Here is a 13659-nt window from a genome sequence, read left to right as displayed (position 1 = left end):
CATGCTCTCTCAGGTCGCCCTCGCCCGGGCCTTCGCCTCTCTCCACGTCTCCGGCTCGCCGCTCGTGCTCCCCAACGCCTGGGACGTCGCCTCGGCACGGGTCGTCGCAGCGGCCGGAGCAGCCGCTGTCGCCACGACGAGCGCGGGGGTGGCCTGGGCGCACGGGTCGGCCGACGGCAACCGGCTGGCCAGGCCGGACGCCCTCGCAGCGGTCGCAGCGATCGTCCGGGCCGTCGAGGTGCCGGTCTCGGCCGACATCGAGAACGGTCTCGGCGGTCCTGCGGAAGAGGTCGCGCGCACTGTCGCCGCAGTCGTCGAGGCGGGCGCGGTGGGGATCAACATCGAAGACTCGATGCGTCCGGTCGCCGAGCAGGTGACCCGGCTGGCTGCGGCCCGCGCGGCCGCCGAGGACGCGGGTGTCCCGCTGTTCGTCAACGCCCGGATCGACACGCACCGGCTCGGCGGCGTGGGCAGTCTCGCCTGGTTCGACGAGACGCTCGACAGGGCGCTCGCCTACGCCGAGGCAGGAGCGAGCGGCATCTTCGTGCTCGGCGCGCTCCAGGCCGACGTGGTCCGGGCCCTCGTCGCCGCGTCACCGGTCCCCGTCAACGTCGCCTTCGGCCCCGGTACGCTCTCCGTCGGGGAGCTCGCTGCGGCCGGCGCGCACAGGATCAGCGCCGGGTCGTCGATCGCCGAGGCCGCGTACAGCCTGGTCGGTGAGATGGCCGCGACCATGCTCGGAGACGCCTCGGCGGCTCCCGGGCGTGCCCCGACGCTGGGGTGGTCGGCGCTCAACGCGCTCGCCGAGTAACCCGAAGTCAGCCAACCCCCAGCCGTGCTCGGCGGGCGGCCGAGAGCAGCTCAGCCGAGGAGGAGCGCCAGGACGATCGCGACGAGCGGGAAGAAGCCCTGGACGGACCCGGCGCGGAGCTTGGTGCTGTCGCTCGTGATGAGCACGAGGGCTGCGGCGACCATCGACCCTGTCGCGAAGAGCAGGATCGACGAGCCTGCCACAGCGGCCGTGCCGTCGGCCGCGAGCGCGAGGACAGCCCCGCCGATCGCCCCGACAGCCAGGAACAGGTTGTACCAGCCCTGGTTGTAGGCCATGGAGCGTGTGGCGAGCGCCTCGTCCTCGGAGGTGCCGAAGGTGCGCCGGGTAGCGGGCGCGGTCCAGCGCAGGCTCTCGAGCACGAAGATGTAGACGTGCACGAGCCCCGCCAGGACGGCGAAGACTGCGGCGGCGACAGGCAGGTTCTCGAGCACTGTGGTTCTTTCGTCAGGAGGATCCTCCGCCCGGACGGGCGGACGGCACGTGGAGCACGGCCGTGCGGCGGTGCCGCTGCGCCCAGGGTACGCCGGACGCCCGCTCGTCGGAGGTGCCCGCGGCGTCGTGGTGACCGCTCCGGGCGGACCTGGGCCCCGCCAAGACCTTCCCGCGCCGGTCCGTCGTCGCTAGATTGCGTCTGTACCCAGCCGTCGGCCACGGCGGGGCCACGTCACCCCCGAGGAGGCACCATGCGCTATCTGCTGCTGATCTGCGACGACCCGACCGGTGAGCCATACGACGCCGACGGCGACGACGCCGGAGCGTGGGTCGAGCGCCTGCAGGCAACCGGGTCCTACGTGCTCGGTGACCGCGTCCGCCCCGAGGACGACGCGGTGTCTGTGCGGGTCCGAGGAGGGCAGTGCACCACGACAGCCGGACCTGTCACCCGGGGCAGCGAGCGGGTCGTGGGCTTCGACGTCATCGACGCTGCCGACCTGGACTCCGCGGTCGCAGCGGCCGCTGCTCACCCGATGGCCCGGTTCGGGGCCGTAGAGGTGCGTCCGGTGTGGCCCTGGGGGTGAAGACATCTCCCCTGGCCGACGGCGCACCCGGTCAGGCCAGCGTGAGGAACATCTTCTCGAGCTCGTCGACCGTGAGCCTCGCGGGCCCGGACGTCGACTCGTCACCGTCCGGCTCGTCGCCCTCGCTGATGCACTGCCGCATCGCTGTCGAGATGATGGCGAAGCCGGCACGGTCGAGCGCGCTGGAGACGGCCGCGAGCTGCGTGACGACCTGACGGCAGTCCCCGCCGCCCTCGACGGCGGCGATCACGGCCGCGAGCTGGCCGTGGGCGCGCCGGAGGCGGTTGGCGACCTTCTTGACGGCCGCTGCGTCGTGCAGCGCCGCAGCGGAGGTCTCAGGACCGTCGGTCTGGGTCTGGCTCATGCTCTCAGGGCCTCTCGGGGTAGGAGTGGGGGCCGGCTCATGCTCTCACCCCTGCGGCGACCGACGCTGCGGTGGCGTGCTCGCCAGCACGGCGGGAGGCCGTCCCGGCGGCCCAGGTCTTCCACCCGCCGTCGAGGTTGCTGACCTCGTAGCCGAGCTGCGTGAGCAGACGAGCCGCGGTGTGACCTCGCTGCCCGACCTGGCAGTGGACGATCAGCGGGCCTGCCGGCAGGTCGTGGAGACGGCTGCGGAGGTCGTCGAGCGGGACGGACAAGGCACCAGGGATCGCACCGCGGACGTGCTCGTCGGCGGTGCGCACGTCGACCAGCGTGGCTCCGTCTCGCCGCTGCTCGTCGAGCTCGTGCCACTGGACCGTCGCCACGACACCGTCGGCGACGTTCTCCGCGACGTACCCGAGGAGGTTGACCGGGTCTTTGGCGGAGCCGTACTGCGGGGCGTAGGCGAGCTCGAGGTGGGCCAGGCCCCGCGCGGTGATGCCGCCTACCATGGCGGTCGCGATGACGTCGATCCGCTTGTCGACCCCGTCCGTCCCGACGATCTGCGCCCCGAGGATCGCGTCGTCGGCGGGGTCGACGAGGAGCTTGATCGCCATCGGCGCCGCGCCCGGGTAGTAGCCGGCGTGGGAGGACGGGTGGGTGTGCACGACCCGGTGCGGCCGCCCCGCCGCGGTGAGCCGCTTCTCGTTCCAGCCGACGGTCGCGACCGTGAGCCCGAGGATGCCGATGATCGAGGTCCCGAGAGCCGGCAGGGCGTCGTCTGGGTCCAGCCCGGCGATGTCGTCAGCGGCAGCACGTCCGTGCCGGTTCGCCAGTCCCGCCATCGTCACGAGCGTCGGCTCGGCCGAGATCGCGTCGACCTTCTCCACACCGTCTCCGACAGCCCAGATCGACGTGTCGCTGGTCCGCTGGCGCCCGTCGACGGCGATCCCGCCGGTCGGCCCGATCGTCAGCCCGGCCGCGACAGCCAGGGTCGTCTCTGGCGTGACACCGGAGGCGTCGACGACCAGATGAGCTGGCAGACGGGAGCCGTCGCTGAGGTCGACGTGACCTGCGCCGCTCGCGACGACCGTCACGCCGGTCCTGACGTCGACACCGGCCCCGCGGAGTGTCTCGACGACAGGCTGCGCCATCTCCGGGTCGAGCGGGGAGAAGATCTGCGGCCCGCGCTGGACGAGAGTCACGTGGACGCCCCGTGCCCGGAGGTTCTCGACAGCCTCGAGGCCGATGAACCCGCCTCCCACCACGACGGCTCGCGCGTCTGCCCCGGCCGCGCCCAGCAGCGCGGCGATGTGGTCGACGTCGTCGATCGTGCGGAGGGTGTGCCAGGGCAGGTCGCCCGAGCCGGCGCGGGGGGTGGCCGACGACCCGGCGGCGAGCACGAGCGTGTCGTAGGTCTCGGTCGTCGTCTCGCCCGAGGCGAGCTCGCGCACGGTGACCGTCTTCGCCGCGGGGTCGATCGCCACCACCTCGTGCCCGACCCTGACGTCGAGGGCGAAGCGAGCAGCGAGCGACTCAGGCGTCTGCAGGAGCAGCGAGTCGCGGTCCTCGATGACGCCACCGACGTAGTACGGCAGCCCGCAGCTGGCGAACGAGACGTACCGTCCGCGCTCGAGCACCACGATCTGGGCGTGCTCGTCGAGCCTGCGCAACCGTGTGGCCGCGGACATGCCTCCGGCCACCCCTCCGATGATGAGTGTCTTCATGTGGAGCATGGTATACCCCCGGGGGTATATTGTCAGCAGTGCCGACGCCCCGTCGGCACCACCACGAGAGATGGAGCCACCATGTGCCGAGCGACCCGATGCACGACCTGCGGGAAGACCACCTGGGCGGGGTGCGGGCAGCACGTCGACCAGGTGATGCAGGGCGTCCCCACCTCCGACCGCTGCCCCGGCCACGACCAGCCCCCGGCGAAGAAGGCGGGGCTGTTCGCACGCCTGCGGGGCCGCTAGCGAGCAGGGTCACGTGCTCGTCCCCGCCGTCGGCCCCCTCGACAGGGCCGGACGGCTCTGGGCAGGGTGGCCGCGTGAGACACGTCGGACCCTCTGGACACCTCGGCAGGCTATGGTGCCCAGCAGCACCCCCTCCTGACTGTCTGACGACGCCAACCCGACCGGAGCCCGCGATGACCGAGACAGTCCCGCACATCACCTTCGTCTGCCAGAAGAACGGCGGGAAGTCGCAGATGGCGGCGGCCCTCCTGCGCGACCTGGCCGGGGACGCTGTCGTGGTGACCTCCGCCGGGACCGCGCCGGGTGCCTCGCTCAACGCTCAGTCCGTCGAGGCCCTCGCGGAGATCGGCGTGGGGGTCGGCGACGAGCACCCGAAGGCCCTGACCGCCGAGATGGTCGAGGCCTCTGACGTCGTGGTCGTGCTCGGCTCCGAGGCACAGGTGGTCGTAGGTCCCGGGACACGGCTCGAGACGTGGATCACCGACGAGCCCTCCGAGCGCGGTGTCACGGGGATGGAGCGGATGCGCCTCGTGCGCGACGACATCCGTCCCCGGGTCGAAGACCTGCACCGGAGGATCCGCTGAGCCTGACGACGGCTCCGGCGCCGTCCGATCACCGGCCGCCCCGGACGACCGACCTCCGATGACCGTCCCCGCTCCCCTGGCCCGCAGGCTCGGGACCACCGACGCGGTGGTGATCGGGCTCGGCTCGATGCTCGGCGCCGGGGTGTTCTCGGTGTTCGCGCCGGCGGCTCAGGCAGCCGGGGCGGGCCTGCTCCTCGGTCTCCTCCTGGCGGGGGCTGTCGCCTACGCCAACGCGACGGCCTCGGCCCAGCTCGCCGCGCAGTACCCGACGTCGGGTGGCACCTACGTCTACGGCCGCGAACGTCTCGGCCCGTGGTGGGGATTCGTGGCCGGGTGGGGCTTCGTCGTGGGCAAGACGGCGAGCTGCGCCGCGATGGCCCTGACCTTCGCCGCCTACGTGGCGCCCTCAGGCTGGGAACGTCCGGCTGGTGTCGCGGCTGTCGTCGTGCTGACGGCAGTCAGCTGCCGCGGCATCACCCGGACGGCCCGCCTGACGCGGGTCGTCGTGGTCGTCGTCCTGGTGGCGCTGGTCGTCGTGGTGGTGTCCGCGCTCGTGGGCGGCGCACCCCGGTGGTCGCGCCTGGACCTGACCCTCAGCCACGCCGACGGCTGGTACGGGGTCCTGCAGTCTGCGGGGCTGCTGTTCTTCGCCTTCGCCGGCTACGCACGGATCGCGACCCTCGGTGAAGAGGTCCGTGACCCCCGCCGCACGATCCCCCGCGCTGTGCACATCGCCCTGGCCGTCACGGTCCTGGTCTACGGGACTGTTGCCGTCACGCTGCTCTCGGTCCTCGGACCTGACCGGCTGGCCGCCTCGGCCACGCCGCTCGCCACCGCCGTCCAGGCCGGTGGGTGGACCTGGGCGGTCCCCGTCGTGACCGTCGGAGCAGCCGCGGCAGCCCTCGGCGCTCTGCTCTCCCTGCTCGCCGGCGTGGGGCGCACGAGCCTGGCGATGGCGCGCCACGACGACCTGCCGCGGTGGCTCGACGCGGTCGACCCCCGTCACCAGGTGCCGCTCCGCGCCGAGGTCACGCTCGCCGTCGTCGTGTGCGTCCTGGTCCTCATCGTCGACCTGCGCGGGGTGATCGGGTTCTCGTCCTTCGGTGTGCTCGTCTACTACCTGGTCGCCAACCTCGCCGCCTTCACCCAGCGGCAGCAGGACCGCCGCACGCCCCGAGGGCTCCAGGTGGCTGGAGCCCTCGGGTGCGTGGTGCTCGTCGCGACGCTTCCACCGTCGTCCGCGGTGGCCGGCACCACCGTGCTGGCGGCAGGCGTCGTCTACAGGCTGTGGCGCACGCGGGCCCGCGCCCGTCCGCAGCAGTGAAGGCTGACCCGCTGCGTCAGCCGGCGTAGCCCTCGACGTAGGCGTCGACCTCGGCGAGGAAGCGGGCTCGGTCGGCGTCCGAGACCCACGACGCCTCGAAGGAGTTCTTCGCGAGGGTCACGACCTCCTCGCTCGTCAGGCCCGCCTTCTCGACGAGGGCGACGTAGTTCTCGGCCACGTAGCCGCCGAAGTACGCGGGGTCGTCCGAGTTCACCGTGACCTTGACGCCCGCCCGCAGCAGCTGGGCGATCTCGGTGGCCTTCATGTCGTCGGTGACGAAAGAGTTGGACACCGGGCAGCACGTCAGGCCCAGGCCGCGCTCGCGCACGACCTCGACGAGAGCGGGGTCTTCGACGACGTTGGTCCCGTGGTCGATCCTGTCCACGCCGATGTCCTCGAGCACCTGGCGGATGTTCTCGATGCTCCCCACCTGGTCGATGTCGCAGTGCATCGTCAGCCTGTAGCCGAGCTCACGGGCGCGGGCGAAGACCGCACCGAACTTCGACGGCGGGTTCTCGCGCTCGTCAGAGTCGAGACCGACGCCGAGGATCTTGTCGGCGAAGGGCACCGAGGCCTCGAGGGTCTCCGCGGCGCTCTCGGCCGAGAAGTCCCGGAGGAAGCAGAGGATCAGGTGGGCGTCGACGCCGAGCGCCGCACCGTCGACAGCGGCCCGGTGGTAGCCGTTGACGACGTCCGCGAAGGGCACGCCTCGGCTCGTGTGCGCCTGCGGGTCGAAGAACATCTCGACGTGCGTGACACCGTCCGCGGCCGCCCGGCGCACGTACGCCGTGGCGAGGTCGTAGAAGTCCTGCTCGGTGACCAGGACGTCCATCGCCGGGTAGTACACGGCGAGGAAGCTCGCGAGCGAGTCGAAGACGTAGCTCGCCTGGACCTCTTCGACGGTGCTCTGGGCGAGCTCGATGCCGTTGCGGCGCGCGAGCTCGAGCTTGAGGTCGGGCTCGAGGGTGCCCTCGAGGTGCAGGTGGAGCTCGGCCTTGGGCAGGCCGGTGACGAACTCACGGGTGGGGGAAGCGGGCAGTGCCACAGGGGGGTCCTCTCGGTCAGGGGGTCCTCCCAACTTATCCCTGCGGAGCCCCGTCGCTCATCCCTGCGGAGCGCCGTCGACGCCGTCGAGGTACAACCACCGGCGGGAGCCGTCGTCGGCGCGGACGAACCGGCTGACCTCGGTCTGCGTGCTCCGCTCGCCGTCGTGGCGCGAGTGCGCACGGAAGGCCACGGTCCCGGTCTCGTCGGTCTCGCCGCCGTCGACCGTCTCGAGCACCCGCAGCCGGGTGAACACCGTGTCGGGGTCGAGGTCGAGGGTCTCGGGCCGGGTCTGCGGGTGCCAGGAGGCGAGGAGGTGGTCGACGTCCCCCACGACGAAGGCCGTGTACCGGGACCGCATGAGGGCTTCGGCGGTCGGGGCCTGCACAGCCCCGGAGTGGACGGGCGCGCAGCAGGACTCGGCGAGGCGCCCGGTGCCGCAGGGGCACGGGCTCGAGAGGTCGAGGGCAGGGCTCATGGGACCAGTATCACCGCAGGTGCGCCCGGTGACGAGAGGTCTGCGCGGGTCCAGGCCTCAGAGATACATCCCCGGGCGCGGGCGCTCGGGGGCCACCGGGAGATCGCCGGGCACGTCCTGCGGGGTGATCGTCCGGATGTCCTGCGGGGTCGGTGCGTCGAGGGCGACCACGCGCTCGGCCTGGATCGACGCGGCCTCCTCGAAGACGTTCCGCACGAAGCGCCCGTTGCCAAATCCTGCCGGGCGCGGGTGCGGCAGCAGGGCCCTGATGCGGTCTTCGACGCCGTCGGCGAGCACGAAGCCCTGCTCGGCCGCCATCCCGCGCAGGATGGTCAGGAGCTCGTCGTCCGAGTAGTCGTCGAAGACGAGGGTCTTGGGGAACCTCGACGCGACCCCGGGGTTCGACTGCAAGAACCTGTGCATCTCGGCTGGGTAGCCGGCGACCACGACGACCACCTCGTCGCGGCGGTCCTCCATGAGCTTGATGAGGGTCGCGACGGCCTCGGCGCCGAAGTCGCGGTGCGAGTCGGCAGGCATGAGGGCGTAGGCCTCGTCGATGAACAGCACACCGCCCGACGCCCTCTCGAACACCTTGCGGACCTTGGGGGCGGTCTGCCCGATGTACTCGCCCACGAGGTCCATCCGGCTGACCTCGACGAGGTGGCCTCGCGAGAGCAGCCCGAGCTGGGCGTAGGTCCGGGCGAGCAGACGCGCGACGGTGGTCTTGGCGGTCCCCGGGTTCCCCGTGAAGACGAGGTGACGCGAGCGGCCCGAGTCGGGCATGCCCGCCTCGGCGCGCAGCTGGTCGGCGCGCGCCTCGGCCTCGAGCCGGCGGACCTGGACCTTGACGGGTTCGAGGCCGACGAGCCTGGCGAGCTCGCCCTGCGGGTCGCCGATCTCCACGGCGTCCGGCAGCAGGTCGTCGGTCTCCTCGTCCTCGGTCTCGTCGCTGTCGCGCAGACGCATCGGGCGCCCGGGGACGGGGTGGCGCACAGGCTTGACCCTGCGCGCGAAGTCTTCGAGGAGCGGGTTGCGGGCGCGGCTGCTGCGCGCCGTGTAGGTCTCCTCGACGTCCTGGATGAAGTCGACCAGGCTCGGCGAGGCGGACGCGACGGGAGCACCGGGCAACCCGGCGAGAGACACGGCCGTCTGGCTGGTCGACGCGAGCCACGTCCGGCACACGTCGATCTCGCCACGGAGCAGACCGCGCGCCACCCAGTCCCGGGTGCTCGACAACCAGACCTGCTTGTCGAAGGACGCCTGCCGGTCCGCCATGTCGGCGTTGACGGCGTCGGCCCGCTCGCGGCCCAGTGCGACGGCGGCCGCCGCGGGCAGCGCGGTCCGGCCGTCGGCGAGGGCGATCGAGGCGAGCACCTGGTCCGAGGTCTGCGAGCGCTCGAGCATCGAGGCGAGGTGGTCGTGGACGACCGTGAAGCCGGCGACGGACCAGGAGAAGGTGTCGGCCCACCCGCCGAGCTCGGGCAGGACGGCGCGCTCGTCGTCGGTCAGGAGGTCCTGGCGCCAGAGGCGCGCGAGGTCGGCGTAGGGGCTGAAGGCGTGCAGCCTGCGGAGCTCCCGGTCGTCCATGACACGCTCGAAGATGCCGCGGAGCGCGTCGCGACGCGCAGCGAAGGGCTCGACGTCGTCGAAGACGGCGAGGGCGTCGACGCTGGCCTCGAGGGCGTCGAGGCGCGCCTCCGGGTCTCGTCCGGCGTGGTCGAGGAGGCGGAGCGGCCAGTCTGTCGCCGACGGGAAGTACCTGTAGACGGGGCTCTCCCCCAGCCTGGACACCGGAGGCAGGTGGTCGGCGATGACCTTCTGCGGGAAGGTCGGCTCGGTGCCGGACAGCAGGGCGCTCCACCCGCCGAGGCGCTCCCCGAGGACGAGCAGGTAGATGGCCATGTGCGGGGTCCCGACGGGCCAGTCGTTCCACGCGGTCTCCCGGCGCCCGACGCGCTCGTCGTCGACGAGGGCCTGGACGTGCGCGCGGGCGGTCTCCCACCAGCCCTCGGGGAGAGGCCACGGGGTCGACCCGATGACGTCGAGGTGCGGCCGGGTCGACTGGAGCACGGCGAGGTGCTCAGGAAGGGCCAGGGAAGGCACGGGACTCCTCGGTCGAGTTCAGATGTCCTGCAGCATAGCGACGGCGGGCGCGACCCTGCTCCGGACCCACTCGGGTCCGCTCGTCGGGGGTGTGGCCACGATGACGGTCTCCACGCCGAGCGCCGCGTAGGGGCGCAGGCTCTCGGCGAAGGCTGCCGGGTCCCCGGCGTGCAGCTCGTCGCCGCTGTGCATCATGGTCACCCGGATCTGCGAGACGTCGCGGCCGACGTCGTCGCAGTGCCTCTTGAGGACGTCGAGCTTGTGCGCGATGCCCTCCGGGGTCGTGGCGAAGAGGTTGCAGGCGTCGGCGTACTGCGCGACGAGCCGCAGGGTCTTGCGCTCTCCCCCGCCGCCGACCATCACCTCGGGGTGGGGCGTGCTGAGGGGCTGGGGCGAGCAGAGCGTCTCGGCGAGCTGGTAGTGCTTGCCGTCGAAGGGGCCGTCGTCTGCTGGGTCCCACATCTGGTGGCAGATCTGCAGCGTCTCCTCCAGGCGCTCGAACCTCTCGGCGAGCGGCGGGTACGGGACCCCGAGCGCCAGGTGCTCGCGCTCGTACCAGGCGGCCCCGAGACCCAGGGTCGCCCGGCCACCCGAGAGCACGTCGAGGGTGGTCGCGATCTTCGCGAGGAGGCCGGGCTGACGGTAGGTGACGCCCGTGACGAGCGCTCCGAGCTGTGCCTGCTCGGTGCGCCCGGCGAGGAAGCCGAGCGTCGTGTAGGCCTCCAGCATGGGGTCGCTCGCGGGGAACCCGGCGCTCTCCATCTGGAAGTAGTGGTCCATCACCGACACCCACGAGACCCCGGCCGTCTCGGCCTCGGCTGCGGTCCCGGCGAGCTCGGCGCGGAGACGGGCGGGCTCGACGGCGTCGAACCGCCAGAGGTGGACTCCCAGGCGCATGCGCTCTCTCCAGACCGTGAGGGTGACCCGGCGGCGGACGCGCCGTGCCGGAGTCCATCATGTGCCTGGTCGCCGGGGCGCGCCACGGGAGCGATGCCCGGGATCGCCCAGGTCGCCAGACGGGGCTGCCTGGTGGCCGAGAGGCAGAGAATGGGCGCCATGACCTCGTCGCCGGCCTCAGGCCCCGCAGACCTCGCACCCCCCGCCCGCACGGCGCGCTTCGGCACGGCGCTCGCCGTCGCGATCACGAGCGGCGCCGTCATCGCCGTGCAGGGAAAGCTCAACGGCGAGCTCGCGACCCGCGGTGCGGGTGCCCTCGTGTCGTCGTGGTTCGCCTACGTCGGGGCCTTCGTCATGGCCGTCGTGCTGCTCACGGCGCTCGGGCGTCTCGGACCCGCGGTGCGCGCGCTGCGCGGTGCGCGGTGGTGGTGGTTCGCGGTCGGGCTGTGCAGCGTGCCACTGGTCATGTCGATGGCCGTGGGCATCCCGGTCGTCGGGGTGGCCCTCGCCTCGGTCTGCTCGGTCGCCGGTCAGACGGTGTCCGGGCTGGTCCTCGACTCGCGCGGGGTGGGCCTCGACGCACCGATCCGACTGACGGTGCGTCGCGCGGTCGCCGGGCTCGGAGCGCTGGTGGGGCTCGTCGTCGCGGTGCTGTCGAGCCCTGGTCCGAGCACCGGGACCGTGCTCGCCGCGATCGGCACGGGTCTGTTCCTCTTCGTCGGGGGTCTGCTGCTGTCTGTCCAGTCCGCCGGCAACGGCGTGGTGGCCGCCCGCACGGGCGACCCCCTCGTGCCGACGGTCGCCTCGGTGGTCGGCGGTCTCGCCGGGATCTCCCTCGTCTGCGCCGTGGCCGCAGTGGTCGGCGGGCTGTCGGAGGTCACGCTGCCGCCCCTGAGCACCGACTGGTGGGTGTACCTCGGCGGGCCGCTCGGGGCGATCATCACGGTCTCGGCCGCGTACTCCGTCCGGACGCTCGGTACCTTCGCACTGACCCTGTCGATCGTCGGTGGGCAGCTGGTCATGGCCCTCGTGCTCGACATCGGCGGCGGGGTCGGCGCGAGCTGGTCGACCATCGTCTCGGTGCTCATCATCGCGGCGTCGGTGTCGCTGACCGTGACACGGTCGCGTGCGGCGGGGACGGACGACCGCGTGGCGTGACCCTCGGCACCTGCGCAGCGGGAACACGACCCGCGCTCGCTCTGTTGACGCAAGCATGACGCTCCCTCTCTCGATCCTCGACCTTGCCCCGATCGCTCCCGGAGAGACGGCCCGCGACAGCTTCGCGGCGTCTGTCGCGCTCGCCCAGCAGGCCGAGAAGAGCGGCTACAGGCGTGTCTGGTACGCCGAGCACCACAACATGGCGTCGATCGCCTCGAGCGCCACGTCGGTCCTCATCGCCCACGTGGCGAGCCAGACCTCGACGATCCGCCTCGGCGCGGGCGGCGTCATGCTGCCCAACCACTCGCCGCTGACCATCGCCGAGCAGTTCGGGACCCTCGAGGCGCTGCACCCCGGACGGATCGACCTCGGTCTCGGGCGCGCTCCGGGCGGCGACCAGGCGACCTTCCGGGCCCTGCGCCGCGACCCTGCAGCCTCGGACCAGTTCCCGCAGGACGTCGTCGAGCTCCAGGCCTTCCTGTCCGGTGACTCGCGCGTCCCCGGGGTCAGCGCGACCCCGGGTGCCGGCTCCCACGTGCCGCTGTACATCCTCGGGTCGTCGCTCTTCGGTGCGCACCTCGCCGCCGCGCTCGGCCTGCCGTACGCCTTCGCCTCGCACTTCGCCCCCGACGCGCTCCACGCAGCGGTCGCCGCGTACCGCAGCGAGTTCCGCCCCTCGGAGCAGCTGCAGCAGCCCTACGTGATCGCCGGGCTCAACGCGATCGCCGCGGACGACCACGACGACGCGCTCGAGCAGCTGACGCTCGCCCGCCGGTCGCGGCTGCTCATGATGCTGCGGCAGAGCCGGCAGATCCCGGTGACCCAGACCTTCAGCGACGACGAGCTCGACATGCTGCTCGACTCCCCGGCCGGTGCGCAGGTCGCGAGCATGATGACCTACACGGGTGTCGGCACCGGGGCCGAGGTCGCCGACTACGTAGCCCGGTTCGGTGAGAGCGTCGGCGCCGACGAGCTGATCGTCGCGCACGCCTCGCTCGCCACCCCGGCACGGCTGCGCTCGGTCGAGCTCCTCGCCGAGGCGTACGCCACGGTGCCTGCCTGACGCAGCTGTCCCGTCACCGCTGAGCGGTGCGCCCTGCTCCGATGGAGCCGCCTCGGAGCGACAGGCTCTGCGCACTCTCCCCCTTGAGGCCCTGCTCCCCCTGCCGGAGCAGGGCCTCTGGTCATGAAAAGGGCTCGTCGTGACCGTGGCTGGCTGCCAGGATGGCGCGATGACGTCTGCCATCCCGATCAACCTCTCCACCTGGCCCCGGCGACAGCACTTCGAGCACTACAGGTCCGTCGTCCCGTGCACCTACGCGATCACGGTCGAGCTCGACGCGACGGTCTTCGTCGAGACGCTGCGGGCGTCGGCCCGGAAGAGCTACGTCGCCCAGGTGTGGGTCCTCGCGACCGCCGTGAACCAGCACGACGCCTTCCGCATGTACCTGAACTCGGACGGCACCCCGGCGACGTGGCCCGTGGTCCATCCCTCGTTCACGGTCTTCAACCCGGAGCTCGAGACCTTCGCGAGCATCTGGGCACCGTACGACACGAGCTTCGCGACCTTCCACGACACCGCAGCAGCACTGCTCGCGGAGCACCGTACGGCGAACGAGATGTTCCCGCAGGGGCCGGCGCCGCAGAATTCCTTCGACGTGTCGAGCCTCCCGTGGACGTCCTTCACGGGGTTCACGCTCGCGGTCCAGCAGGGCTTCGACCACCTCGCGCCGATCATCACCCTCGGTCGCTACGTCGAGCGGGGGGGCAAGGTCCTGCTCCCGGTCGCGCTCCAGGTCCACCACGCTGCTGCAGACGGGTTCCACGCGTCGCGTCTGCTCGGGACAGTCCAGGAGCTGCTCGACGACCCCGCCTGGGTCGACTGAC

General features: G+C 72.1%; 14 protein-coding genes. 7 read left to right on the top strand and 7 right to left on the bottom strand.

The window, feature by feature from the left end:
- The first annotated feature begins 1 nt into the window (after position 1).
- Positions 2 to 811 carry an isocitrate lyase/PEP mutase family protein gene (locus SANBI_RS06185; RefSeq protein ID WP_319159978.1) on the top strand — a complete coding sequence of 270 codons (810 nt, stop codon included), beginning with the start codon at positions 2 to 4 and terminating at the stop codon, positions 809 to 811.
- A 50-nt stretch (positions 812 to 861) separates the two neighbouring features.
- Here the strand turns inward: SANBI_RS06185 and SANBI_RS06180 are convergent, their stop codons facing one another.
- Complete coding sequence (locus SANBI_RS06180) at positions 862 to 1263, bottom strand: DUF1304 domain-containing protein (RefSeq protein ID WP_319159976.1); 402 nt, start codon at positions 1261 to 1263, stop codon at positions 862 to 864.
- Between the two features lie 252 nt (positions 1264 to 1515).
- Between SANBI_RS06180 and SANBI_RS06175 the strand changes: the two genes are divergently transcribed.
- Positions 1516 to 1848: a YciI family protein gene (locus SANBI_RS06175; RefSeq protein WP_319159974.1), complete on the top strand. Its 333-nt coding sequence runs from the start codon at positions 1516 to 1518 to the stop codon at positions 1846 to 1848.
- Between the two features lie 31 nt (positions 1849 to 1879).
- On the opposite strand, the gene SANBI_RS06170 is transcribed toward SANBI_RS06175, so the two are convergent.
- Complete coding sequence (locus tag SANBI_RS06170) at positions 1880 to 2212, bottom strand: metal-sensitive transcriptional regulator (protein ID WP_319159971.1); 333 nt, start codon at positions 2210 to 2212, stop codon at positions 1880 to 1882.
- A 37-nt stretch (positions 2213 to 2249) separates the two neighbouring features.
- Positions 2250 to 3935 carry an FAD-dependent oxidoreductase gene (locus SANBI_RS06165; protein WP_319159969.1) on the bottom strand — a complete coding sequence of 562 codons (1686 nt, stop codon included), beginning with the start codon at positions 3933 to 3935 and terminating at the stop codon, positions 2250 to 2252.
- A 422-nt stretch (positions 3936 to 4357) separates the two neighbouring features.
- Between SANBI_RS06165 and SANBI_RS06160 the strand changes: the two genes are divergently transcribed.
- Both SANBI_RS06160 and SANBI_RS06155 read left to right on the top strand, forming a co-directional pair.
- Entirely contained in the window at positions 4358 to 4768 is a 411-nt protein-coding gene (locus SANBI_RS06160; protein WP_319159967.1) for an arsenate-mycothiol transferase ArsC, read from the top strand.
- A 58-nt stretch (positions 4769 to 4826) separates the two neighbouring features.
- Positions 4827 to 6092 carry an APC family permease gene (locus SANBI_RS06155; protein WP_319159964.1) on the top strand — a complete coding sequence of 422 codons (1266 nt, stop codon included), beginning with the start codon at positions 4827 to 4829 and terminating at the stop codon, positions 6090 to 6092.
- A 16-nt stretch (positions 6093 to 6108) separates the two neighbouring features.
- Here the strand turns inward: SANBI_RS06155 and add are convergent, their stop codons facing one another.
- Genes add through SANBI_RS06135 form a run of 4 tightly spaced genes read right to left on the bottom strand, consistent with a single transcriptional unit; the run spans position 6109 to position 10614 of the window.
- A complete protein-coding gene (gene add / locus SANBI_RS06150; RefSeq protein WP_319159961.1) occupies positions 6109 to 7137 on the bottom strand; it encodes an adenosine deaminase in 1029 nt (342 codons plus the stop codon).
- 57 nt (positions 7138 to 7194) lie between these two features.
- Positions 7195 to 7614 (bottom strand): YchJ family protein, encoded by a 420-nt coding sequence (locus SANBI_RS06145; protein WP_319159958.1) that lies wholly within the window; start codon positions 7612 to 7614, stop codon positions 7195 to 7197.
- A gap of 57 nt (positions 7615 to 7671) precedes the next feature.
- Positions 7672 to 9717 carry an AAA family ATPase gene (locus SANBI_RS06140; RefSeq protein WP_319159955.1) on the bottom strand — a complete coding sequence of 682 codons (2046 nt, stop codon included), beginning with the start codon at positions 9715 to 9717 and terminating at the stop codon, positions 7672 to 7674.
- Between the two features lie 18 nt (positions 9718 to 9735).
- The gene (locus tag SANBI_RS06135) at positions 9736 to 10614 is read right to left on the bottom strand and encodes an LLM class F420-dependent oxidoreductase (RefSeq protein ID WP_319159952.1); all 879 of its coding nucleotides are present in this window, start codon (positions 10612 to 10614) and stop codon (positions 9736 to 9738) included.
- Between the two features lie 159 nt (positions 10615 to 10773).
- Between SANBI_RS06135 and SANBI_RS06130 the strand changes: the two genes are divergently transcribed.
- The 3 genes from SANBI_RS06130 (at position 10774) to SANBI_RS06120 (ending at position 13658) form a co-directional block, all read left to right on the top strand.
- Positions 10774 to 11772 (top strand): DMT family transporter, encoded by a 999-nt coding sequence (locus SANBI_RS06130; protein ID WP_319159951.1) that lies wholly within the window; start codon positions 10774 to 10776, stop codon positions 11770 to 11772.
- A 55-nt stretch (positions 11773 to 11827) separates the two neighbouring features.
- Positions 11828 to 12835 (top strand): LLM class flavin-dependent oxidoreductase, encoded by a 1008-nt coding sequence (locus SANBI_RS06125; RefSeq protein ID WP_319159949.1) that lies wholly within the window; start codon positions 11828 to 11830, stop codon positions 12833 to 12835.
- A 169-nt stretch (positions 12836 to 13004) separates the two neighbouring features.
- Positions 13005 to 13658, top strand: coding sequence for a CatA-like O-acetyltransferase (locus SANBI_RS06120; RefSeq protein ID WP_319159947.1), 654 nt, complete (start codon positions 13005 to 13007; stop codon positions 13656 to 13658).
- The last annotated feature ends 1 nt before the right edge of the window (position 13659 follow it).

Origin of the sequence: Sanguibacter biliveldensis (genome assembly GCF_033798665.1) — a bacterium.
GTDB classification, from domain to species: Bacteria; Actinomycetota; Actinomycetes; order Actinomycetales; family Cellulomonadaceae; genus Sanguibacter; species Sanguibacter inulinus.
Note: the sequence above shows the minus strand (reverse complement) of the source record. Positions and strands in the feature narration are given on the sequence as shown.